At 53.8% G+C, this 24,038-nt stretch carries 20 protein-coding genes; 5 read left to right on the top strand and 15 right to left on the bottom strand.

Annotated elements, in window-relative coordinates; translation table 11 throughout:
• Positions 1-505: 505 nt before the first annotated feature.
• The 4 genes from AC6I8A_RS19870 to AC6I8A_RS19855 form a co-directional block, all read right to left on the bottom strand.
• The gene (locus AC6I8A_RS19870; protein WP_497819003.1) at positions 506-3,556 is read right to left on the bottom strand and encodes an efflux RND transporter permease subunit; all 3,051 of its coding nucleotides are present in this window, start codon (positions 3,554-3,556) and stop codon (positions 506-508) included.
• Positions 3,553-4,653 carry an efflux RND transporter periplasmic adaptor subunit gene (locus tag AC6I8A_RS19865; RefSeq protein ID WP_497819002.1) on the bottom strand — a complete coding sequence of 367 codons (1,101 nt, stop codon included), beginning with the start codon at positions 4,651-4,653 and terminating at the stop codon, positions 3,553-3,555. The genes AC6I8A_RS19870 and AC6I8A_RS19865 overlap by 4 nt, the downstream gene beginning before the upstream one ends.
• A 73-nt stretch (positions 4,654-4,726) precedes the next feature.
• The gene (locus AC6I8A_RS19860) at positions 4,727-5,341 is read right to left on the bottom strand and encodes a TetR/AcrR family transcriptional regulator (protein WP_479490762.1); all 615 of its coding nucleotides are present in this window, start codon (positions 5,339-5,341) and stop codon (positions 4,727-4,729) included.
• A 416-nt stretch (positions 5,342-5,757) separates the two neighbouring features.
• Positions 5,758-6,282 (bottom strand): phenolic acid decarboxylase, encoded by a 525-nt coding sequence (locus AC6I8A_RS19855; protein WP_256698977.1) that lies wholly within the window; start codon positions 6,280-6,282, stop codon positions 5,758-5,760.
• A gap of 373 nt (positions 6,283-6,655) precedes the next feature.
• Here AC6I8A_RS19855 and psrA point away from each other — a divergent pair, with 373 nt between their 5' ends.
• Positions 6,656-7,567 carry an L-proline-binding transcription factor PsrA gene (gene psrA / locus AC6I8A_RS19850; protein ID WP_312180984.1) on the top strand — a complete coding sequence of 304 codons (912 nt, stop codon included), beginning with the start codon at positions 6,656-6,658 and terminating at the stop codon, positions 7,565-7,567.
• On the opposite strand, the gene AC6I8A_RS19845 is transcribed toward psrA, so the two are convergent.
• The 10 genes from AC6I8A_RS19845 to AC6I8A_RS19800 all read right to left on the bottom strand — a co-directional run bounded on the left by AC6I8A_RS19845 (position 7,530) and on the right by AC6I8A_RS19800 (position 16,358).
• Positions 7,530-8,336, bottom strand: coding sequence for a substrate-binding domain-containing protein (locus tag AC6I8A_RS19845; RefSeq protein WP_497819001.1), 807 nt, complete (start codon positions 8,334-8,336; stop codon positions 7,530-7,532). The genes psrA and AC6I8A_RS19845 overlap by 38 nt on opposite strands.
• 15 nt (positions 8,337-8,351) lie before the next feature.
• Positions 8,352-9,647: an MFS transporter gene (locus tag AC6I8A_RS19840; protein WP_497819000.1), complete on the bottom strand. Its 1,296-nt coding sequence runs from the start codon at positions 9,645-9,647 to the stop codon at positions 8,352-8,354.
• A gap of 325 nt (positions 9,648-9,972) precedes the next feature.
• Positions 9,973-10,161, bottom strand: a complete 189-nt coding sequence (locus tag AC6I8A_RS19835; RefSeq protein WP_110867097.1) for a YjfB family protein — start codon at positions 10,159-10,161, stop codon at positions 9,973-9,975.
• A gap of 91 nt (positions 10,162-10,252) precedes the next feature.
• Positions 10,253-11,479 (bottom strand): L-fucose:H+ symporter permease, encoded by a 1,227-nt coding sequence (gene fucP / locus AC6I8A_RS19830; protein WP_497818999.1) that lies wholly within the window; start codon positions 11,477-11,479, stop codon positions 10,253-10,255.
• 36 nt (positions 11,480-11,515) lie between these two features.
• The gene (locus tag AC6I8A_RS19825) at positions 11,516-11,866 is read right to left on the bottom strand and encodes an L-rhamnose mutarotase (protein ID WP_497818998.1); all 351 of its coding nucleotides are present in this window, start codon (positions 11,864-11,866) and stop codon (positions 11,516-11,518) included.
• A complete protein-coding gene (locus tag AC6I8A_RS19820) occupies positions 11,863-12,639 on the bottom strand; it encodes an L-fucose dehydrogenase (protein WP_293792428.1) in 777 nt (258 codons plus the stop codon). The genes AC6I8A_RS19825 and AC6I8A_RS19820 overlap by 4 nt, the downstream gene beginning before the upstream one ends.
• Complete coding sequence (locus tag AC6I8A_RS19815; RefSeq protein WP_479485694.1) at positions 12,617-13,471, bottom strand: amidohydrolase family protein; 855 nt, start codon at positions 13,469-13,471, stop codon at positions 12,617-12,619. The genes AC6I8A_RS19820 and AC6I8A_RS19815 overlap by 23 nt, the downstream gene beginning before the upstream one ends.
• A 1-nt stretch (position 13,472) precedes the next feature.
• Positions 13,473-14,759: an L-fuconate dehydratase gene (locus AC6I8A_RS19810; RefSeq protein ID WP_436331728.1), complete on the bottom strand. Its 1,287-nt coding sequence runs from the start codon at positions 14,757-14,759 to the stop codon at positions 13,473-13,475.
• Complete coding sequence (locus AC6I8A_RS19805; RefSeq protein WP_277966511.1) at positions 14,759-15,604, bottom strand: fumarylacetoacetate hydrolase family protein; 846 nt, start codon at positions 15,602-15,604, stop codon at positions 14,759-14,761. Before AC6I8A_RS19805 ends, AC6I8A_RS19810 begins: the two co-directional genes overlap by 1 nt.
• A gap of 13 nt (positions 15,605-15,617) precedes the next feature.
• On the bottom strand, positions 15,618-16,358 hold the full coding sequence (locus tag AC6I8A_RS19800; protein ID WP_265301810.1) for an SDR family oxidoreductase: 741 nt from the start codon (positions 16,356-16,358) through the stop codon (positions 15,618-15,620).
• A gap of 195 nt (positions 16,359-16,553) precedes the next feature.
• Here AC6I8A_RS19800 and AC6I8A_RS19795 point away from each other — a divergent pair, with 195 nt between their 5' ends.
• Positions 16,554-17,306 (top strand): FadR/GntR family transcriptional regulator, encoded by a 753-nt coding sequence (locus AC6I8A_RS19795; RefSeq protein WP_256698990.1) that lies wholly within the window; start codon positions 16,554-16,556, stop codon positions 17,304-17,306.
• 72 nt (positions 17,307-17,378) lie between these two features.
• Here AC6I8A_RS19795 and AC6I8A_RS19790 read toward each other — a convergent pair whose 3' ends face one another.
• Complete coding sequence (locus AC6I8A_RS19790) at positions 17,379-18,272, bottom strand: ABC transporter six-transmembrane domain-containing protein (protein ID WP_256698991.1); 894 nt, start codon at positions 18,270-18,272, stop codon at positions 17,379-17,381.
• Between the two features lie 94 nt (positions 18,273-18,366).
• Between AC6I8A_RS19790 and AC6I8A_RS19785 the strand changes: the two genes are divergently transcribed.
• From AC6I8A_RS19785 to AC6I8A_RS19775, 3 genes are all read left to right on the top strand, one after another.
• Complete coding sequence (locus tag AC6I8A_RS19785) at positions 18,367-18,939, top strand: TetR/AcrR family transcriptional regulator (RefSeq protein WP_497818997.1); 573 nt, start codon at positions 18,367-18,369, stop codon at positions 18,937-18,939.
• A 514-nt stretch (positions 18,940-19,453) separates the two neighbouring features.
• Positions 19,454-20,602 carry an autotransporter strand-loop-strand O-heptosyltransferase gene (locus AC6I8A_RS19780; RefSeq protein ID WP_256699158.1) on the top strand — a complete coding sequence of 383 codons (1,149 nt, stop codon included), beginning with the start codon at positions 19,454-19,456 and terminating at the stop codon, positions 20,600-20,602.
• Positions 20,603-20,665: 63 nt separating this feature from the next.
• Positions 20,666-23,908 carry an AIDA repeat-containing protein gene (locus AC6I8A_RS19775; protein WP_497818996.1) on the top strand — a complete coding sequence of 1,081 codons (3,243 nt, stop codon included), beginning with the start codon at positions 20,666-20,668 and terminating at the stop codon, positions 23,906-23,908.
• The last annotated feature ends 130 nt before the right edge of the window (positions 23,909-24,038 follow it).

The following is a 24,038-nucleotide window of genomic DNA, read 5'->3' as shown; positions in this document are numbered from 1 at the left end:
AAAGTGGAAATCCCTAACGCTTTCAGAGGCGATGCAAAGCATCATTCGTTACGTGCGGAGAGTACCGCTGGGTCAATTTATAGAAGAATTAAAAAAATGCACGGGTTATATTTTTTTATTTTTCACCCATTACAGTCATTTAAATTACATCTTTATAAAATGAAACCGCTTCGGTTATTTATGGAATTGAGTACTGAAAAAAACCATTTTAATTGGCGTTGCTGGAAGTACCATTCAATGATTGATGTCTTAGTGAAATCAGCTGTTCAGTTGGTGGATACCATTACGGCTTTTCTCGCGAAGATAAAAGGTTAATTGATACGGTTTTACCGACGCTTTCATTTTATGCGTGGACCTGACTTGCAACAGTAAAATACAGTGACTACTCTTTTTTCGCTTCGTACTTTGTACGACGGCACACACAGCACGCTCAACGTGCGAGAGCCTTTCCCCTTGTTCATTTTTTCTACCCCGCTCCGGGCGGGGCTTTTTTTACAGTCCTACCCTACCTGATACGGAACCAGATGGCATACATCGCCGGTAAAAACACCAGCGTCATGATGGTGCCACCCAACGTCCCACCAATGAGCGTGTAAGCCAGCGTGCCCCAGAACACAGAGTGCGTGAGGGGAATAAATGCCAGAATCGCTGCTAGCGCTGTCAGGAGAACTGGCCGGGCACGCTGCACCGTTGCCTCGACGATAGCCGTGAAGGGATCGTGGCCTTCCCGCTGATTCTGATGTATTTGTCCGATCAGAATCAGCGTGTTGCGCATAAGAATTCCTGACAGCGCGATCAGCCCGACCAGCGCATTGATGCCGAAGGGCTGCTGGAACAGCAGCAGCATGGGCACAACGCCAACCAGCCCCAGCGGTGCGGTTAAAAACACCATCACCATCGCTGCCATGGAACGCACCTGCAGGATGATGATTAGCAGCGTCAGGGCAATCATGATCGGGAACAGCGGTAGCATCGCTTGGGTTGCTTTACCCGACTCCTCAATCGAGCCCGCCTGTTCAATGCGGTATCCCGGCGGCAATGATGCGATGAATGGCTGGAGTTTCCGGCTCAACGCGGTAGAGACATCCGGTGGCTGCAATCCGTCGGCAATATCGCCGCGCACTGTTATCGTTGGCGTCCTATCGCGGCGACGTAGCAAAGGATCTTCCATGCGGATTTCAGTCTCACCCAATTGGGATAGCGGAATGCGCTGGCCATCAGATCCGGCCAGCGTCAAAGCGTCAAGGTGCGCGGGATCGAGGCGCACCTCTCCTGCTGCCCGGCCGGTCACTTCCACTGAGCGGATATCTTCACGAATCGCCGTAATAGGTGCACCGCTCAGCAGGAACTGCAGCTGACGAGCCGCACCAGCAGGCGTCAGCCCCATGGCCTGCAGTCGATCTTGATCCAGCCTGAAATGCATTACCGGCACACGTGAACCCCAGTCGGTGTTGACGGTGCGCATCATCGGGCTGGTCTGCATCAGCACTTTCACCTTCGCGGCCAGCTGACGCAGCACGTCTGGATCGGGCCCCATCACCCGATAAGCGACCGGAAAAGGCGAATAGGGACCAAAAACCAGCTGCGTGACGCGCACCTGCGCTTCTGGCGCGAGCCCATCAGCCGCCGCTTCTCGCAGACGCTGTTTTAGTGCATCGCGGTCGTGCTCGCCATTGGTCAGCACCACGATTTTGGCAAATGAGGGATCCGGCAGCTCCGGCGCCATCGCCAGATAGAAACGCGGTGCGCCCTGCCCGATATAGGCGGTTACCGTGCGGGTTTCTTTTTGCTTTTTTAGCCATTGCTCAATCCGCGCCGTGGTCAGGCTAGTCTGCCCTATGGAGGTGCCGTAAGGCATTTGCACTTCAACCAGCACCTCAGGACGATCGGATGTTGGGAAGAACTGTTTTTTCACCAGCCCCATGCCCATGATCGCCAGCACAAAGCAGCCAATCACCGCGCCTGCCACCCACCACTTCTGCGCGATGACTTTGGTCAGCAGCCGTCTGAAGCGATTGTAGTGGCGAGTGTTGTAGATTGCCGCGTGACCACCCGCCACCGGCTTGATATCCGGCAGCATTTTCACGCCCAGATAAGGCGTAAACAGCACGGCTACCCCCCACGAGGCAATCAGGGCAATCCCCACGATCCAGAACATATTGCTGGTGTATTCACCTGCGGTGGATTGTGCGAAGCCGTTGGGCATGAAGCCAATCGCGGTAACCAGCGTGCCGGCGAGCATCGGCGCGGCCGTATGGCTCCAGGCGTAAGCCGATGCTTTGATGCGGTCATAGCCCTCTTCCATCTTCACCACCATCATCTCTATCGCAATGATGGCGTCATCAACCAGTAAGCCCAGTGCGAGGATGAGTGAACCCAGCGTGATGCGGTCAAAGTTTTTTCCCGTGGCGGCCATCACCACAAACACCACGGCAAGCGTCAGCGGAACCGCGGCAGCAACCACGATACCCACGCGCCAGCCCATGCTCACAAAACACACCACCATCACCACCAGCAGAGCCACGAAGAACTTCACCATGAACTCATCGACAGCCGAACGGATGTTAACCGCCTGATCGGAAACGTTGGTAAGCGTCATGCCCAGCGGCATGTCGCTATTTATGTCACGGACCTCTTTTTCCAGCGCCTTACCCAGCTCAAGTCCGTTCCAGCCTTCTCTCATCACCACGCTCAGCATCAGCGCGGGTTCACCCTCATTACGGATGAGGAAATCGGGCGGATCGACATAGCCACGTTCGACCTTGGCCACGTCGACAAGCCGCAGCGTGTGGTTACCGGAGACGACCGGCGTATTGCGGATTTTTTCGAGCGTATCCAGCGCGCCGTCAAGGCGGATAAACACCTCGGGACCGCGCGTTTGTATCGAGCCAGCGGGTGACAGGGCATTTTGCCCGTTCAGGGCGTTGAATATCTGTTCCGGAGTAATGCCTAACGTAGCGAGGCGATCGCTGGAAAAGGAGACATAAATACGTTCTGCCTGTTCACCAGTAATGGTCACTTTTTTTACACCCGCAACGTGCAGCAGCTGCTGGCGGAGTTTTTCGGCATCGCGGGCCAGATATCGCTGCGGTTCATCCTTTGCTTTCAATGCATAAAGGGCAAAAACCACATCCGAGAATTCATCGTTCACCATCGGCCCGATCACACCCGCCGGCAGGTTGCGGGCCTCATCGCTGATTTTTTTGCGCGCCTGGTAAAACTGCTCCTGCACTTCAGATGGCGGCGTGCTGTCCTGAAGGGACAGCATGGTGTAGGCCATTCCGGGACGGGTATAGGTTTCGGTACGGTCGTACCACTTCAGCTCCTGCAGCCGCTTCTCCAGCGGCTCGGCCACTTGATCCTGCATCTCCTGCGCGGTGGCGCCGGGCCAGGCGGTGATTACCGTTAGCTGCTTGACGGTGAACGGGGGATCTTCCGCGCGTCCTAATCCGAGGAAGGCCATTACGCCTGCGACCGTAACAAGAATGATCAGGAACAGCGTAACTGATCGTTCTCGCACTGCTAGCGCCGACAGATTAAAGCGGTTGCGACTCATGGCGTGGCTCCTTGCGACCCAGGCATTGCGGTGCGCACGACTTCGCCTTCATGCAGCAGATGCACACCTAGCGCAGCCACCTGTTCCCCACTCTGCAGCTGACCCGACACGCGCGCACTATCGTCGCTGATGCCGAGTAGCGTCACGGCACGCCAGCTGACTTTGGCGGGCTTACCTTCCACCAGCCAGACGCCAGCACCGCGTCCCGCATCCCACACCGCACTGAGCGGTACTGACCATGATTCTTGCGCCGCCGCAGACTCCGGGATACGCAAAGTAACGGTTGAACCCAGCGGAGCACCGGCGGCGGCACCGCTCAGCACATAGCGTGCTTCGTAGGTACGGGTTGCCGCATCAGCCGAGTCAGACAATTCGCGCAGCCTGGCATCGTTCTCGATCCCACTGCCGTAGAGGATCGCCGTGGCGGATGATCCAACCTGCGGCCGCAGCGTCTCAGGCAGACTAACCATCGCTTCACGCTGACCGGCGCGGGCGAGGCGCACCACAGTCTGGCCGGCGCTAACCACCTGGCCTGCATCGGCCAGCGTATCGACCACCACGCCATCTGCATCAGCGCTCAGTACGGCATATTGCGAGGCATTTAACGCCACGCGAGCCTGCGCCTGCGCCGCACTCAGCTCGGCACGCGCGGCATCTGCAGCTGCACGAATTTGACTGTAAGACGATGCAGAGACCGCGCCAGAACCCACCAATCCTCGATAACGTTTCTCATCATCACCGGTCTGGCGCGCCCTTGCCTGAGCAGCGGTTACCGCTGCCTCTGCTGCACGGACCTGCAACGCGAGATCGGCGGGATCGAGCCTCATCAGCACTTGGCCGCGTTTAACGCTTTGCCCCTTATCGATTAGCCGCTCAAGCACCTTACCCGACACGCGAAAACCCAGATCGCTCTGAAAACGTGCTGCCACGATGCCGGTAAAAGCGCGCGATTGCCCCGCAGCAGGCTCGACTTTAGCCGTTCTGATAAGTGGCGGCCGCGAGCGCGGATCGTCAGCGGCTGATGAAGGTTCGCCGCAGCCAGTCAGAATGACCGGCAGCATACAGACGACTGACAACAACGGAAGATGCCGGAGCATGGGTTACCTTACTCAAGAAAAGTATGAGAACGCCATTCTCTGACCAGTGACCAATTATGTCAATGGTCACAAATTACGGTGCGAGACTTCTTAGCACCAATGCAGCTAATTGATTTGCATCTTCTCCGGCAGTATCCAGTGAGATTTGCAGCTGTAATGGATCGGCAAGAGGTCTGAGTACCAAATATACGGCCATCGCGGTTTCATCTAGCGGTGTTTTCCGCTCAAATTCCCCCGCCGTGCGTCCTTCAAGCAGGATGGCGAGCAACCTTTCACGCAGTGCAGCTTCATATTGCACCGCAGCAGGCCAGTGCTCACGTGATGAGGCGGCGGCAATGTCATACAGTCGACGCTCGCGGAAAAACAGTTCACAGCCCGCCACAGCAAGCGTCTGAAACAATTGCCTTATTTTTTCCGTAGCCGAAGGCGATTTCTCCAGCGCAGCGTTTAGCCGTTCAGTAATATCTGCAAGGCAACTGGCGCAGATGACTTCACCAATTTCCTGTTTAGAACCGAAAAACTTATAAATATAGGCTTTGGAGAAGCCTATGGATCGTGCGAGGTCGGATACGGTGGTTTTCTCAAAGCCGTAATGGCTAAAGTATTCCATTGCAGCAGCCACAATCTGATCGCGGATGGTGTGATCGGATGGCCCACGGATGGCGGCGGCATTTTTTTTCTCTGTCATATTTCAACTTTGCTCGGTGAGCTGATGTAAAACGATGAGTGACCAGTGATTATTTTGGTCACAATTTCAGATCGCTTCAAGCCCAGATTGATTTCATCAAAATCTTAGCGGAATCTATGGATAATCGCTTTCAATAATTCCTTTCGCCCTGCGGGGCACACCGCTTGCGGATACGGACCGGGCTCGTCAGATTCTGATCCAGCATCATTTCTTTGAAGGGGTAAACCGCGTTTAACCTGCTTTTGAATGGATTATTGCGTTTAGGGGAGCTGATTATTTACGTTTTTGTTTTAGGTTTCCCGCCCTGCATAGCCATCTTATTTTCAAAATCATTTGGCGACATTAAAAATAATATCGCTGTATGGGGAGGCGGGGTTTCAATATTAACATTAACGCCTTCCATGGCGCTTTATTACTCATTTACCGTCGAAGAAATCGTCCGGGAGTTGCCCAGGTGGCATATTAATTACACTATTATTGTCTGCTCCTTCATTTTTCATATATGTGACCCGTGCAAATTCGGGTATCACAACATAGGGATATGCTGGACCCTCGTCACGAAAACGATGCATATCTTCAATAAATTCATTCTGATAACAGATCGTTTTTTCAGGATGCTGACCTTCCCCCGCGATCCACTGTGGGAAAAAGATGGTTCCATGAATAACTTTTCTTTCAATATCAAACAGTAAGCTCACGCAGGTTCCGGTTGGTTCATGCCAGTCCACTTTATAGATTCCAGGCGCGAACTGTACCGCATTCATCTCCTGATTGGTTACCCATCTTCCACCAACGAGTCCCTGATGTATACGGTAATCACAGGTATGATCGTTTCTTGCATACCATTCGTATTTCCATCCATTATCATAGGTATATACAAAGTGTGTACCTACAAACGCAGACAAATCTTTGGATATATCGTTTAACGTTCCCGATTCCATGACCACCTCATATTATGTTGCTAAAGGGAGTAATAAGAGAGTAGACGCTCATATTCTTCTTGCAAGAAAAATGAGAATTTCATATGAGTTGATTTATTACAATTTAATTATTTACTTATAATGTGCTTATTACACTTAGAAATATGCAGTGCAATGTTGCGGTAGGATAGGCTGTTACATACCTCTTCGGTTCACTAAAGTGATATTATCGTCTGCTTGAATATTCTGGCCAAATCATAAGGTGATCCTGCTTAAAACATAGCTATGCGAGTCTCTTGAGTGCGGCAGAGCGTTCACGAGGTTGTCGTTATCGATTATGTGGTTATCATTTCTTTTTTGAATCACTGCTGGCTTCTAAGGATTGTCCGCTACCATGCCTGTAAACTTTGATCTCAACGATCTTTATGCCTTCCGTGCACTGGTTGAATACAGTAATTTTCGGCTTGCGGCAGAGTCCATCTGCCTTTCTCAATCAGCATTAAGCCGCAGAATTGAAAAGCTGGAATCGGCGTTAGGTATCAAGCTATTCGACAGAACCACCCGGCGTGTCACGCTAACACTTTATGGTCAGACTTTTGCTGAACGCTCAGATCAGTTACTGGCGAATGTGGAAATGGTATTAGCGGATATCGATAAGGTCAGTCAGGATCGGGTGGGACTGGTCACCGTTGCTACGGTACCCTCGGCAGCTTACTATTTCATGCCCGGTGTCATCCGCCGTTTCCAGACACGCTATCCACGAGTACGCGTGAAAATTATTGATAGCAGCGCAGGTAATGTCATTGAAGCGGTAGCCAGTGGTCAGGCAGACTTCGGCATCTGTTTTGCGAGAGATCTGCAAGCTAATATCGAATTTCTACCCTTGACGGGCGATGCCTACGTAGCGGCCTGCAGGCGTGATCATCCACTAGCCAGTAAAAAAAACCTGACCTGGCGAGAGTTTTATCAGCAGGATTATATTGAGCTGGATAAGACCTCCGGGAACCGCAATCTGCTTGACAAGCTGCTGGAACACATCATTCCTGAGCGCCCCAGTATCTGCGAAACCCGTCATGTGACCACCATGCTGGGTATGGTTGAAGCGGGTATCGGCATTGCTGCCGTGCCCGCTATGTCGATGCCGATGTCAGAGCATTCAGTGTTAACGCAGGTTGCACTGACTGAGCCGGTGGTAAAGCGTACGGTTGGCTTGATCAGGCGCAGTGGCCGTATGCAGTCCTACGTGGCAGCTGAGTTAGAGAAGTTGATTACTGAACAGTATCATGTTGTTTTACCGGCAGTTTAGCCGTCACAGATCGTAACCCGGTAGCGCGAAGGGTATTTTGCGCCTCTGCTGAAGAGAGGAAACGCAGTAACGCTTTGCCCTCCTGCCCGTTTTTTGCTTTGCCGGTCACCGCACCGGCAAAACGGGTGACGTATTGCACATCTTCAGGCAGTTCACCAATGAAGGTGACGCCCGGCACAGGCAACAATTCACTCACTTGCTGGAAACCGATAGCATAGTGGCCTTTAGCCACTTCAGACGCGACCGGAATGCGCTCTATCATATGCGCTTTTGATTCCACCTTGTCTTCAATGCCCAGTTTTTTAAATAGATGACTGCTGACATAGCGGCCGCTGGCACTGTCAGAATAAGCAATAGATTGGACTTGCAAGAGAGTATTGCGCAGATCTGCATCCGTTTTGATAGTCGGTTTTGGCTCACCTTGTTTGACCACCATACCAATTGAAGAGTCGGCTAATTCCACGCGCGAACCCGGCTGAAGCCAGTTATCCTTTTCCAGATTGTTCAACGCATCACCCACCATAATCACCACATCCGCATGCTCACCGCGCGCCAGGCGCGCCGGAATAGCCTGAGGCGTCTTCCCCATTGAGGGGCCGGATATCAAAATAATCTTGTTGCCGCTTTTGGCTTCAAATTGTGGGGCCAGTTTTTCCAGCGCCGCTTTGAATCCACCTGAAATCATGACGGTGACGTCTTTGGCAGCCACTGAAAAACTAACGAAAATAAATAACAACGTGGAGATAAGTGAACGATGTATTTTTTGCATGATGTCATTCCTGCGTTAACCCGCGGTTTGAAGTGATAATGCGCTGCGACGGTATAAATAAAAGGTTGCGAGCAGTGCACATACGGCAGCAAAGCTCATCCAGTAGCCGGGCGAGGCCTTATCGCCGGTATACTCAATCAATGCGGTTGAAATAACCGGCGTGAATCCGCCAAAAATAGCGGTTGCCAGACTGTAGGCCAGAGAGAAGCCCGCAACCCGCACTTCCACCGGCATAATCTCGGTTAACGCTGGGATCATGGCGCCGTTGTAAAGTCCGTAAAGGAAGGACAGCCATAACAGCACTGTCAGCATCATGGAAAAGCTGGGCGCTTCAGCAAGCAGGCTAAGCGCCGGATAGGCAGTGATCAGCGCCAGCATCGCCATGGTCACCAGAACGGGCTTGCGGCCAAAACGGTCTGACAGGGCACCGCCAACCGGTAGCCAGAAAAAGTTGGATATCGCAACCAGCAGAGTCACCAGCAGGCTGTCAGAAGCGCTCAGCATCAGCACCTTTTTACCAAAAGTAGGTGCATATACGGTGATCAGATAAAACGCAGTGGTGGTCATGGCGACCATCAACATACCGGCGACAACAACCTGCCAGTTTGCTAACAGCGTTTTAAACACGTCACGCATTGCCAGATGACTGCGACGGGCGGTGAACTCTTCGGTCTCTTCCAGTTTACGGCGCAAGACAAAGATGAAAGGAACAATCAGGCAGCCAAACAGGAAAGGCAGACGCCATCCCCACTCGCGCAGGGTGCTTTCTTCCATTACCGCATTCAGTGCGAAGCCCATGGCCGCTGCAACCATAATGGCCACTTGCTGGCTGCCAGATTGCCAGCTGGTATAAAAGCCCTTACGGCCAGGCGTGGCAATCTCTGCCAGATAAACGGATACGCCGCCTAACTCTGCGCCCGCTGAGAAGCCTTGTAATAAACGGCCACATAGCACTAATAACGGTGCCCAGAGCCCAATCGTTTGATAGGACGGAATCAGAACAATCAGGAAAGTCCCCGCTGCCATGATCGACAAGGTCACAATGAGCCCTTTACGTCTGCCAACTTTATCAATGTACGCGCCCAGCACGATTGCACCGACCGGACGCATTAAAAATCCCGCGCCAAACACCGCGAAGGTCATCATCAGCGAGGCAAATTCACTGCTGGCCGGGAAAAAAGTATGGGCGATGTAAGTGGCATAAAACCCGAACAGAAAGAAGTCGAATTGTTCCAGAAAATTGCCAGAAGTCACCCGCAGTATCGCGCTGCATCGGGTTCGAGTGGTCATGGGTAGGTTAGAGGAATGCATGTTTATCTCCAGTTTGTCATTAGCGCTTTTACAGCGCCTGCTTCTGCAGACTGGATGAGCAAAACAAACTATATAAGCGCAATAAACTCATGAGTTGATGCGTTTGACGCATTAATTAGAGCTTAAAATTTCATTAACAAGCTGTAACGGTGTATTAACAGCATCTCCGTTCAACACGGTGTTCATTGAAGCCTAAAAACGTTATATCGATTTTGTGACAAGGTTCATAACGAGCACGCTGTAAAAATAGAGCGCTGGGCAATGTGGAATGATGGGTGGAGTGATGCCAGACCGACATCCCTCCATAAGACCGTTAAAGATGACTTCAGGCAGTGGTATTAATGTTGCGCCCAATTGCCGGATTTGCCGGCAACTGAGGTATCGAATCCAGAATGCCAGATGCCATCGATTGCTGATTATCCAGCGTCTTCTTCAGCACTAGCGTGCTGATTTTATTCGCCAGTTCCATGTTATCAAGGCCGGTAGCCAGTGATGTAATTTGTGATACATCCATCTTGCTCTCCTGATTAATACGAATATTGAGTAGCTAAAAAGCCAGAAACAGTCATCGGCAATTTGGCGAAATACTTTATATGTGGCATCCCTCATGAATGCTTGCGCTGCCTCAACGCATAGGCCAGCACCACCACAAAGCACAGCAGCGGCAAACTGTATGCCACGGCGGTACTGACGTGGTCAGAGAGCAGGCCCATGAAATAGGGCATGATCGCGCCGCCGACAATCGCCATGATCATAAACGAGCTAGCCTGTTTGGTGGATTCGCCAAGATTTTTAACGCCCATGGCAAAGATGGTTGGGAACATGGTGGACATAAAGAAGAAGATGGCGATCAATGCAACCACGGAAACATCGCCTGCGCCCAGCATCACAATCGCGCACAGCACGATGTTGATGAGCGCGTAAGCCGCCAGCATTGCAGCCGGTTTGACCCGGCCCAATAACCAGGTTGAGAAGAAACGTCCGAGCATAAAGCAGATCATCGCAACCGAAAGCATATAAGCCGCGCTTTGGTTGGTCACACCGTGCCAGTGTTCGGTGGCGTAGTTAATAAAGAAGGCGCCCACGCCAACCTGCGCGGCAACATAAAAGAACTGCGCAATTACGCCGCCGACAAAATGTTTTTGTTGCCATAAAGTCGCGCCGGGCTGCTGAATATGTTGGCTGGCGGATTCACGAATATCAGGCAACGCGGTGCGTTTAAATAACAGCGCGATGGCGATAACCACACACGCAATCACCACATAGGTGATTTTGACGCTCTCTTGCGCTGCATCAGCGCTAGCGTGCGTGAAGAACAGCGAGCCGCCAATCATCGGTCCAACAAACTGCCCTAACCCGTTAAAGGACTGCGCCAGATTGAGACGACGTTCCGCGCCGTTGGGATCGCCCAACACCGTGGCATATGGGTTAGCGGCGGTTTCAAGGCAGCCCAGTCCACACGCCAGCACGAACAGCGCTAACAGGAATACCGAGAAGTTATTGACCATCGCCGCCGGCACAAACAGCAGTGCGCCAATCGCATACAACGATAACCCCGCCAATATTCCGGCTTTATAACCGTGACGCTGCATAAAATAACCGGCTGGCAGCGCGACAATAAAATAGGCACCGAAATAAGCCGCCTGTAATAATCCCGATTGGGCTTTGGTGACGTTTAACGTTTCCTGAAAGTGTTTATTCAGCACATCCAGCAGGCCGTATGACACGCCCCACATAAAAAACAGGGTGGTAATTAGCATGAACGCCCAGCGCAGGCTAATAGTTCCCCTGACGCCCATATTTTCAGGCGTCTCGACGCGTTGTGTAGACATGGTTATATCCTCGTAGGGTACAGTCGGTAAGTGTGGTTATTGGTCCTGCAAAGAGAATATTCGCGCCATCGCCACCCATTTTTCCCCTTCGGGCGTCCAGGGCGTTGGCTGTTGGAACTGCCACATCAGCGCTTCCCAGCGCTGAATATGCGGATCCTGCTCAGAAGCCTGAGCAAAATCATGCGTGTTAAAGCGATCGTTCACCTCCATCAGCATAAAAAGTCGGGTGCCAAGACGGTAAATCTCCATATTTTCGATGCCGTGCTGGCGCAAATGCTGCGCCACTTCCGGCCAGATGCGCTGATGCAGGCGCTGGTACTCGGCGATCTTCTCTGCATCGTCCACCAGATCCAGCGCCAGACAATAACGCCTGGATGCGCCACTCATAACAGCGCCCGATCAAGATGCAGATAGCCGCCATCGACGCTTAGCCATTCGCCGGTGGTGTGCGAAGCGCGCGACGACAGCAAAAACACCACGGTGTTAGCGATCTCTTGCGGCGTGGTCATGCGTTGGCCGAGCGGAATACGCTGGGTGATTTTCTCCAGTTCGGATTGCGGATCGGCGAAGGTGCCGATCCAGCGTTCGTACAGCGGCGTCATCACTTCAGCGGGCACTACGGCGTTGACCCGCACGCCGCTGTGTCGCAGTGATAATGCCCATTCGCGTGTCAGTGACAGAATCGCTCCTTTCGCCGCGCAGTAGCCGCTGGTGCCGCCCTGCCCGCTCAGCGCGGTTTTGGACGCAATATTGACGATCGATCCGCGGCTGTTTTCCAGCGCCTGCTGGCAGAAATGCGTCATCTGGTAATAGTGGATGAGGTTCTTTTCCAGCGAGGCCACAAAGGCGCTGCGCCCGGCTTCCAGCCCAACGCCATCATTGACGCCAGCGTTATTTACTAGCCCGTCGATGCGGCCAAACTGCTGCTGCACGGCTTCCACCGCTTGCTGGCAGTTATGCTCGTCGCAGAGATCGGCGAGCAGCACTTCGCTTTGTGGCTGCAATTCGCGCAACGCAGCCAGCCACATCTCATCTGGTTGTGCGTTACTGACGATGACGGGAATCGCGCCCTCTTCCGCCAGCAGACGTGAGATGGCGGCACCAATGCCCGATCCGCCGCCGGTGACGATAATCACTTTATCCTGCAAAAACAGATTCATTCTTCTCTCCTGTCAGGCTGTAAACCTGCGCGGCGGTGTTGCCCCAAATGGCGGCCTGTTCATCGGCAGACAGCTCCGCTAGCGCGTCGTCAACTAACTGCGCCACCGCGTGATATTCCGCTGCCAGCAGGCAAACTGGCCAGTCTGAACCAAACATCAGGCGATGCGGACCAAAACGCGCCAGCGCCTCATCGATAAAGGGCCGCAGCTGCGCGCTGCTCCACTGACCGTGCGGTGCTTCGGTGACCAATCCGGACAATTTGCACACCACGTGCGGCATCGCGGCCAGTTCTGCAACCTGCTCGCCCCACGCCTGTGCGCCGCGCGCAATATCCGGTTTTCCCAGGTGATCGAGCACCAGCCAGTGGCGATCGTGCTGCGCGGCAAAGCGCGTGGCATCGGCCAGATGTCGCCAGGTCACCAGCATTTCCCACACGTAATCTCGCCGCTGAATCTGCGTGATGCCGGTTGCCACGCGCGGTTGCCGCAACCATGCGGCGGGATCCTGTTCATCCTGCACCTGATGACGAAAACCGCGCAGCAACGGATGTTGCAATGCCGTCAATTGCTCCGCCAAATCTGCGGCGGTGACGTCGATCCAGCCAATCACCTGCGTTGCCGGTTGCTGCTGCGCCCATTGCAACAGCTGCTGCGTCTCCGCTACACACTGCCGCGCCTGTACCGCAATCGAAACCTGCAACTCATGTTGCGTCAGCAGCGGTGCGAGATCGTCCGGCAGATAATCCTGTTGCAGACGCGTCATGGAATCCGTGATCCACGGAAAGTCCGCCGCGTCGTAACGCCAGAAATGCTGATGAGCGTCAATTCGCACGTCAGCCTCCCTGCGCGCGATAGCGATATTGCTCGCGCGAAGCGGGATACATTTCGATTGAGAAGCCAGGCGCGGTGGGCGGCATATAAGCCGCGCCGCGGATTTCGCACGGATTAAGGAAATGTTCGTGCAGATGATCGACGTACTCGATGACCCGGCCTTCATGGCTGCCGGCAATACAAACAAAGTCGATCATCGACAGATGCTGAACGTATTCGCACAGCCCAACGCCGCCCGCATGCGGGCACACCGGCAGCTGGTATTTCGCCGCCATCAGCATCACCGCCAACACTTCGTTCACGCCGCCGAGACGACAGGCATCGATCTGCACCACATCAATCGCCTCACGCATAATCAGCTGCTTAAAGATGATGCGGTTCTGGCACATTTCCCCGGTAGCGACCTTAACCGGCGCAACGCCCTGACGAATTTTGCGATGTCCTTCGATATCGTCCGGGCTGGTGGGTTCTTCGATAAACCACGGACGCGCGAACGCCAGCTGTTGTACCCAATCCACCGCATCATTCACTTCCCAAACCTGGTTAGCATCGATCATCAGTTGACGATCCGGCCCCAACACTTCGCGCGCAATGCGCACGCGGCGAATATCATCCTCGAGGTCGCGCCCCACTTTCAGCTTGATGTGGGAGAACCCGGCATCGACTGCCTGCTGGCAAAGACGGCGCAGTTTCTCGTCATCGTAGCCAAGCCAGCCCGCCGACGTGGTATAGCAAGGATATCCGTGCTGCTCGAGCTGGCGGATGCGCTCCGCTTTGCCCGCCTGCTGCGCCGTCAGCAATGCTAGGGCTTCGTCCGGCGTGATGCAGTCGGTGAGATAACGGAAATCGATGCAGCGCACCAGTTCCTGCGGCGACATATCGGCCACCAGCCGCCACAGCGGCTTCTCTTCTGATTTCGCCCATAAATCCCATACCGCGTTGACCACCGCGCCGGTCGCCAGATGAATTGCGCCTTTATCCGGGCCGATCCAGCGCAGCTGGCTGTCGCCGGTGATATCACGCCAAAATTGCCCCATATCGGCGACAATCGACTCCAGTTGACGGCCGACGATCAAGTGTTCCAGCGCACATATTGCGGCACAGCAAATCTCATTGCCGCGCCCAATGGTGAAGGTCAAACCGTGACCGCTGATTGCGGCGTTATCGGTCTCGATGATGACGTAAGCGGCGGAATAATCCGGGTCGGGATTCATCGCATCCGAACCGTCGAGATGTTGGGACGTGGGAAAACGGATATCTTCCACGCGCAGTGCCGTAAGTTTGGTCATTATTCGCTGCCCTCGGTGATTTGACGCTGCTCGCCCAGCCCGGCGATGCCCAATCGGATAACTTGCCCTGCACGCAAGTAGACCGGCGGTTTCTGCCCCATGCCGACGCCCGGCGGCGTGCCGGTTGAGATGATGTCGCCTGGCTGCAAACTCATAAAACGGCTGAGGTAGCTGATGATGTGCGCGACCGAAAAGATCATGGTGCGCGTGTTACCGTTTTGATAGCGCTTGCCGTCAACCTCCAGCCACAGATCGAGCTGCTGCGGATCGGCAATCTCATCGGCGGTCACCAGCCAGGGACCGATCGGGCCAAAGGTGTCGCAGCCTTTGCCTTTGTCCCAGGTGCCACCGCGTTCGATCTGATATTCACGCTCCGAGACGTCGTTAACCACGCAGTAGCCCGCGACATGCGACAGCGCATCCTCTTCGGCGATGTAGCTGCCGCCTTTGCCGATCACCACGCCCAGTTCCACTTCCCAGTCGGTTTTCACCGAGCCGCGCGGAATGCGCACCGCATCATTCGGCCCGACTACCGCGCTGGTCCATTTTCCAAACACCACCGGCTCGAGCGGAATGTCGGCGCCGGTTTCGGCGGCGTGATCGGCGTAGTTCAGGCCGATACAGATGAACTTGCCAATCTGTCCGACGCAGGCACCAATGCGCGGCTGACCGCTGATTTTTGGCAGTTCGCTGAGCGGTAGCTGGCGCAGTCTTTCCAGCGCGGACGGCAGCAGCGCATCGCCCGCCAAATCATCGATGAAATGCGACAAATCGCGTAGTTCGCCCTGCTCATCCAGCATTGCCGGACGCTCTTTGCCCGGTTCGCCGACACGTAATAATTTCATTCTTCCACTCCTGTTAGTTGCTCCAGCCGCCATCAATAATCTGTGCGGTGCCGGTGGTATAAGCGCTGGCATCGGAAGCCAGATAGGCCGCCAGATAAGCGATCTCTTCTGTGGTGCCGATACGGCCAATCGGCTGACGTGCGACAAAGGCGTTATAAACCTCAGTTTCGCTGCGCCCTTCCGCCTGCGCCTGCGCGGCAATGCGCTGACGCAGTGAGGGTGAATCGATGGTGCCGGGGCAAATGGCGTTACAGCGGATGCCATTACCAATGTAATCCGCTGCCACCGAACGCGTCAGGCCAATTACTGCCGCTTTGGTGGCGCTGTAGGCGAAGCGATTGACCACGCCTTTCACACTTGATGCCACCGATGACATGTTGATGATCGACCCATGCTGCTGTTGCAGCATCGTGGGCAGAAACGCCTGAATCATGCGAAACATCGCCGTGACGTTGAGGTCGAGCGCGAACTGCCACTCCTGTTCGCTGCATTCCAGCAGGCTGCCGCTGTGAACCACGCCGGCGCAGTTGAACAGCACATCCAGCGTACCGAGTTCCTGCGCCGCTGCGCTGATCGCCTGGCGATCGGTGACGTCCAGCTGATAGGCGCGAATGCCGGGCAAATCATGCAGCGCGGCAATGTTGATATCGCTGGCAATCACATCTGCGCCTTGCTGAGCAAAGTAGCGCGCGCTGGCCAAACCAATGCCTTGTCCGGCAGCGGTAATCAGCACGCGTTTTCCATGTAAATTCATTGCATTTCCTCTGGTCCAAAGATCTAATGGTCAGGCCATTGAAAGGTGATTTCTTCCCAGCGGGAGAGCAAAATATCGCTGGCTACTTTTTCGCTTACGCATTACGTTTTATTGACAATTACGTAACATTGACAAGTGTCCTGACGATTATTTGTGCAACTGATCACTTAATTTATTTAGACAGGGAGCAGCGCAATGCCGATCAAAAAGATGGAAAACCCGAGGCTTTACAGACAAATAGCAGACCAACTCATTGCACTTATCGACAATAACGAATTTCCGCCCGGCAGCCGCCTGCCAGCAGAGCGTGAGTTGGCTGAACAGCTGCAGGTCAGTCGTGCATCGGTGCGTGAAGCGCTGATCGCGCTTGAGGTGATTGGTCTTGTGGATGTGAAGGTCGGCAATGGCGTGATCGTGAAAGCGCGTTCCAGTACGCAGGAGCCGGTGATGATGCAGGCCGGACGCGATCAATGGAATGAGCCGGACGATGAACTGGGCATCAACCTGGATTTCTCCACCGAGCTACCGCCGTTCTCACTGTTGCAAGCCCGCCGTCTAATTGAGCCGGAAGCCGCTGCGCTTGCTGCGGTGCATGCCAGCGAGCAGGAACTGGCGCTGATCCGCGCGGCTTATCAGCAAAACTGCGAGGATAACCGCGCGCAATCGCGCACCCATCCCGGCGACCGCCTGTTCCATATCCGCATTGCCCAGGCGAGCGGCAATCCTGCCTATGGATTTATCATCGGCCACCTGCTCGGCCATCGCTATGGCAGCATGTTCCGTATGTTGCAGGCGCACTACACGCCTAGTGATATGCCGTTTGTTTCAGAATCCGAGCATATGGCGATTCTTTCCGCGCTGGAGAAACGTGATGCCAAAGCAGCGAGAAATGCGATGAAGAAGCATATTGATCGGGTAATTGCGACCTTTGAGCGTGTGCAGGAGTGAAAGGACTATGCGCGCCTGGTCGCCATAAATGGCGACCCTACGGGATCGAGCGGTTGCCGTCCTTCAGCGGCTTCAGATAGGATCAGTCTTCACCCTTTTCCCTATATCTTTCAGCTGGGAATATTTCTCCAGTAGTTGGGGCCCATCATCAAGGCTCATCGCGAACATCCAGAGATAAGTCATGACGGAATAAATATGGCCGGCATCGGTCCCACCGCGTAAAGCCATGGCGAAAATGGTCATGGCAAATAATACAGCGGTGACCGCGCCAATCGAAAGATATCCCATCGCTTCGCGATCGGACAGGCGGATACGCAGCCCCGCCAACACCCGATAATGTCTGCTCAAAGAGGCCACCGGCGCACTGCTGACAAAGCCCACTTCTTTTTCAAGTCGACCATTAAGCCGGAAAAATAGGGCCTCATTTTTATTGGTGTAACCAGGCAGAAAAAACGAAAAGAACACTAAAACGGCCAGGCAGGCGATGCCCGACCAGAATTCAATCGCCAACAACATTAACGCCGCCCCGGTGATAGAAGCCAGGGAAGTAATCAACACTGGCAGATGTTTTTCAAAGAAGTCGACGAACTCCCTTGAAAGCGCAACACGGGCGGCGATGGTTGAATGACTGTGATTTTCCCGACGCTGGGCCACGATAACCGGCACCGCCAGTTCAGCATAAATTCGCGCGAAAGTGCGCGTATCAAGGCTGCGCCTGGCGGCACCAATCACCCACATGGTAAAAACCATCAGGGCATAAAATACGGCATGCCATGCCTTACCTGCGACGATAGCATTGATGGCAAAACCGGCCAGCAATGGATAAAGCAGATAGGTCACGTTTTCGGCGATAACCAGCAATAAGGTAAAGAAAAGCTTTCTGTAATGACGGCGTCCAATGTTTTTAAGGGTATTAACCGCGCTGCCGGTAACGTTGACCGGTTCAATAATTTCATGCGTTTGCATAGGATCAATTTCTGTTAATATTAATTTGAGCGAATGCTCAAATTCTGATAAGAAGTCTATTTGAGCAACTGCTCAAAGTCAACGGAGCCGCAATATGAAAGAAACCAAGGAAGCGTTAAAAGCGCGCATATTGGAGGGCGCTGCCGCGCTATTCATAGAGAAAGGTATCGAGAACGTTTCAACGCGCGAACTCACCGAAAGGCTCTCAATCTCCCGTAGCCATATTTATTATTATTTCAGCGACTGGCACACGCTATGCATCGAAGCTCTGACAAGGTATTTACAGAACGAGCTGGATGACTTTTCGCGATCAATTGAATCAACGCTACCTGCTGACAAACTCAATACTGCCATTGAAAACTATTTGCCGGATGCCCCGGACGCCGTCTGGCAGCTTTACGGCTCACTCTGGCAGATGGCGGGGCGCGATAAAGCCTTTGCTGATCTAGCAGAGTTGTTTATTAATAAGTGGACCCATTTCATCACCACCATCGTTGAGGAAGGGATTGCTCAAGGTATTTACCGGCCTGTTAAAAGCGGACGTTTTACACGCCAGTTCGGCGCCATGCTTAACGGCTATGCCGACAGCCTGATGATCAGTCCTAGTCCGGCCAAACATCGTGAAGCTGTTGAGGATATTCAGGCGTTTATTCGACTGACGCTTTAAGGGGTTTTAGGTGAGTGGATTGGCAGGTCAGATGCATACTTATTAGCCTGCCAAAAGTGATCCTATATTGTCCTTGAGCTTCTCTGAACATCTCATCTACGTGTGTTTTTTTAACCCCTCTAATTTTCAAACTGTTATCACTCCCGTTAACAAAAAACCATTTTCCATTGGCGCACAGAAATCATTGCAGGCCTGCTTCAATGCCCGAAACAAAGGTGCAGATGATTAGTTTTTTTTCACTCTAAATAATTACTAAACAGTTCCGATAACCACCCTCAAGAACAACACCAATAAGAAAATTCTTATTTCCCAGGGCGGGTTATCTATGAATCAGACCATCTCATCTCCGGCTTGTGGCCTGCACTCGATGCGCTCCGTGCGCACCGTGCGCTTCGTGCGCTCAATTTTAATCAGAGGCTGAGCCATGACTCAAAATCCCCCTCTGCAGGTCGCTGCCCATAACGCACTTTCAAAGGTTCAGGAGACGACACAATATCCTTTCGTTAGTGCACCCATGCTTCCAAGCCGGGAGGGACCGGCAGGCATTCGTTACGACTTTAACGATGGTGCCCGTGTCTTGCTGCCGGAAGGCCGCTGGCGCGTTGCGCTCATAGATGAGGATTCAGGCAATATTCTGTTCCACTGCGAATCCAGCGCAGGCTGGGTAACGTCTGCTAAAAAGTATTACATCCGCTTTCGCATTCGGGTCTGGCGTGGTGATGAGACCTCACCTCTGCTTGATGAAGTGCTTTCGCTCAGGGATCAGCATGTGTTGATTTCATTTCCAGTCGGCACACTGGGTGACCTGCTAGGGTGGTTCCATTACGCCGAACGCTTTCGCACTCAACATGGATGCAGACTTGAGTGCAGTATGGCGCCCAACATCATCACACTACTGGAAGGCCAGTACCCCGACATTCGTTTTTCGACTCCTGCAGAGGCGGCGTGCGCGCCTTATGCCACTTACCGCATCGGTTTATTTTTTGGCGGGAACGATACCCATCAACCACTCGATTTTCGTCAGACCGGTTTTCACCGTATCGCCGGGCACATTCTGGGCGTCGACCATCGGGAAGAAGCGCCTCGGCTTAATCTCAGCGCCCCGCGAACGATCGCCGAGCCCTACGTCTGTATTGGTGTGCAGTCAACCTGCCAGGCCAAATTCTGGAACAACGGCCGCGGCTGGGCCGAGGTGGTAACACACCTTAAAACGCTGGGCTACCGAGTCCTTTGCATTGATCGCGACCCAACGACAGGCCACGGTTTTGTCTGGAATCACATCCCTTACGGTGCGGAAGACTTCACCGGCAACCTTCCGCTGCAGGACCGAGTGGATCTGCTGACACACGCGAGCTTCTTTATTGGCCTATCCAGCGGCCTCTCATGGCTTGCCTGGGCGTCGCAGATTCCCGTGGTGCTGATCAGCGGCTTCACGCTGCCAGGCGCTGAGTTCTTCACCCCCTGGCGGGTGTTCAGCAGCCATGGCTGCAGCGGATGCTGGGACAGCATGCATGAAAAATTCGATCACCAGGACTACTTCTGGTGTCCCCGTCACAAGGGAACTGATCGACAGTTCGAGTGCACCCGGCTTATCACCGGTAGACAAGTAAATGGCGTGATTGACCGTCTCGACGCGCAAATCCGTGGAAATCAAAAAACGTAACTAAACCACCCATGCGTAATCGACATTTACTCGCAGGGAACAAAACTTATAAGAGGCAGGGACATGAATAAGGCTTACAGAATTGTCTGGAGCGCTGCGCGCCAGGCGTGGGTTGTTGCGTCAGAACGTGCTGGATGCGGTGGGCGACCACCGATGGCCGTGAAGCGCATCGTCGGCACACTCCTCCTGATGGGAATGGCAGGTACTGCCGCCGCTACGACCTATGATGGCACGACAGTGAGCTCGGGTAGCTTAACGCTGAATAACGGAGACATTGCCAACAATATCTCGGTGATCAGCGGTGGAAACCTGAACGTGAACAACGGCGGGTTGGTGACCAGCAGTAACGTAGGTAACGGCGTAAACCTTTCCAACATTGTTGTTTCCAGCGGAGGCAGCGCAGTTTCTACTATTGTCAACTCTTCAGGCAGACAGTACGTAAACAGCGGCGGCAGCGCCACCGGTACCATCCTGAATGGTGGTTCTGAAATCATTTATGTTGGTGCGCATGTTTCGGGCTCCACTGTTAATAGCCGTGCACAGCAGGAAGTTTATGGCAACGTGACATCGACTACCGTTAATAACGGTGGCTCCCTTCTGGTTCTTGGCGGGACAACACAGTCGACCCACGTGACATCCGGTGGTCTTGAGTACGTTATCAGTGGAACAAGTGAATCTGCGCTCATTGATGCTTGGGGCACCCAGACTATTTACTCCGGAGCCAATGCGGTGTCAGCGGTCATTGCAGGCGGGACGCAGCGGGTCAGCGGCTCGGCAATCGATACCACAGTGAAGTCAGGCGGGGTCCAGTACGTCAGTAGCGGCGGTTCCTCCACCGGTACAATTATTGAAGCAAATGCTTCTCAGGGCATCTACGGCACCGCCACCTCCACTCAGGTGAACTCGGGCGGTGCTGAGTATGTTTACAGTGGCGGCAGCGCAAGCCTCACCACCGTTAAAGACGCTGCTTACATGCAAATTTTTACTGGTGGGTCAGCCTCACAGGCAACCATTAATTCAGGTGGCACCCTTTATGCTTTCGAGGGTGCTAACGCGACAGATCTGGTCATTAATGCCGGCGGCCGTCTCAATACTTTCACCGGTGCTACATTAAGCGGCACAAACGCGCTGGGCGAATTTTCGATCATCTCAGGCCATGCTAAAAACGTGCTGCTTGAGAACAACGGCTCATTAACCGTAGACGCCACGGATTCTTCAGAGAGTACCATTATTAATCAGGGCGGCGCCGAGTACGTGAACGGCAGCGCTTCCGGCAGTGTGGTAAATAATGGTGGTGTGCAACGCGTAATGGCTGGAGGCACGGCCAATGGTACAACTGCCAATGCCGGTGGTGAGCAGCAGGTTTACGGTACCGCTATTTCAACGACGGTTAACTCCGGTGGCGCACTTTCCGTGTTTGACGGCGGCGTCGCAAAACAGGCGATGATTAATAGCGGCGGTTCTTTGTCGGTCAACAGTGGAGGAACCGCGACAGATACCACCGTTCAGGCTGGCGGACTGCTGAATATAGCTGATGGAGGAATTCTGACACTTGCCGACAATCATTTTGTGAACAACGGTACGACAGCTTACGATACAGCCAGCGACATGTCCCTGGATACTAATCTGTCTGGTACCGGTCAGTTGACTAAGAACGGAAGCGGCACGCTGACGCTCGGTGGCACCCTTGCTCAGTCGCAGGTCAATCTGAATGCCGGTTCGCTGATTATGGATGGTTTGCAGGCCACCACTGACATAGTGGCGATCTCCGGCACATCACTATCTCTGGTGAACAGTGCCAGCCTGACGGGTATCATCGACCCGACCGATGTCAACATCGACAGCAGCAGTACCTGGAATATTACGGGCGACTCGTTGGTTGACACGCTGACCAATGCCGGCAGCATTGTTTTTGCCGCACCTCAGGGTACGTTCACTCCTCGCACGCTCACCGTGACCAATCTTGTTGGCAATGGGGGGACCATTACCCTGAATACCGTTGCAGGCAACAGCAGTTCACCTACCGATAAATTGATCATTGATGGCGGTCAGGCGACGGGCAGCACAAGTCTGCGAGTGCTAAACCGCGGCGGACTTGGTGCACAAACCACTGGAAACGGGATCAACCTGGTCAGTGCGATTAACGGTGCAACAACAGATTCAGGAGCCTTCAGTCTTAACCAGCCGCTGGTAGCAGGCGCCTATTCCTACAGTCTTTACCGTAATGCCGATCAGAGTTGGTATCTGACCTCCCAGCAAATCAGTACCTCAACACCTGCCACGCCTGCAACACCTGCAACGCCGGGCACACCGGATCAGGACAGCGGAACAGGTACGCCGGTCAGTAACACAGTCAACTACCGTGATGGCATGTGGAGCTATGCTGCACTTCCTGCTCTTTCGTTCGATTATGACCGCCTGGTTGCAGGCACCGCCGATACACGTTTCCATTATGCCCAGGACAGCCGTATGTGGGGCCGCGTGGTGGCAGGTCAGTTGCGTCACGACAATAATGGCAGCCTGACTGGCGGCGGGGTTCCGGAAAGCAGCGGCGCTTATAGCTTCCTGCAAATTGGCGGCGACCTCTGGCAGTTCTCGGGATCCACTGCCGACTGGCGTGCCGGTATTTACGGTGCAACCGGGTTGATGCGCAGTGACGTCTGGCGTGATGGTGGGAAAAGTGAAGCGGGCACCGATCGTGATACCGTCTACACGGGTGGCGCCTATCTTTCAGGTCAGAGCCTTGAAGGATTGCGTTTGGATGGCCTGTTGCAGGTAAGCCATCACAGCATTTCCACGGCCTCCAATGACGGCACGCGGTTGTCGACATCAGGCACCGGTTGGCTTGCTTCGGCACAGGCTGGACAGGCGTTCATGCTGACTCCTACCCTGTCGCTTGAGCCACAACTGCAATACACCATCCAGGGCATTTCACTGGATAATGCACAGGACGATGCCGCATCACTGGACTGGTCTGACAGTCGCCGCCAGTCCGTTCAGGCGGGATTGAGGATCGGTGCTCCTCTGAACAGCCCGGCGAAAGTGCTCTGGTGGGTCACACCTTCACTGACACAGTCTTTTGGTGGCCATAGCAACGTATCAGCCTCTGTGCAGGGCGTTTCAGATTCAACGGCTTCATTCCGCACTGACCTTTCAGGCACCAGTATCGGCCTGAACGGTGGCGTAAACGCGCAAATACGTGAGAATGTTAAGCTCGGCGTACAAGGTGGATATTCCGAAGCGCTTCACGGTGGAGAGTCTGGCGGCTTCTACGGTCTGGTCAATCTGGGCTATTCATTCCGCTAAGCGGCAATACAGTGCCGGGCATAGCTGCCCGGCGCTTCTTGTTTATATAGTCCGCAGTTCCACCGTATTAGTAAATATCGTCTGCAGGCTTCATCAGAAAGTATTGGCGCTATTAAAAACGATCATCGTC

This window comes from Pantoea sp. X-Soil-ISGK-275 (assembly GCF_059730795.1).
The sequence above is the reverse complement of the archived record's forward strand: the minus strand, read 5'-3'. Positions and strand labels throughout refer to the sequence as shown.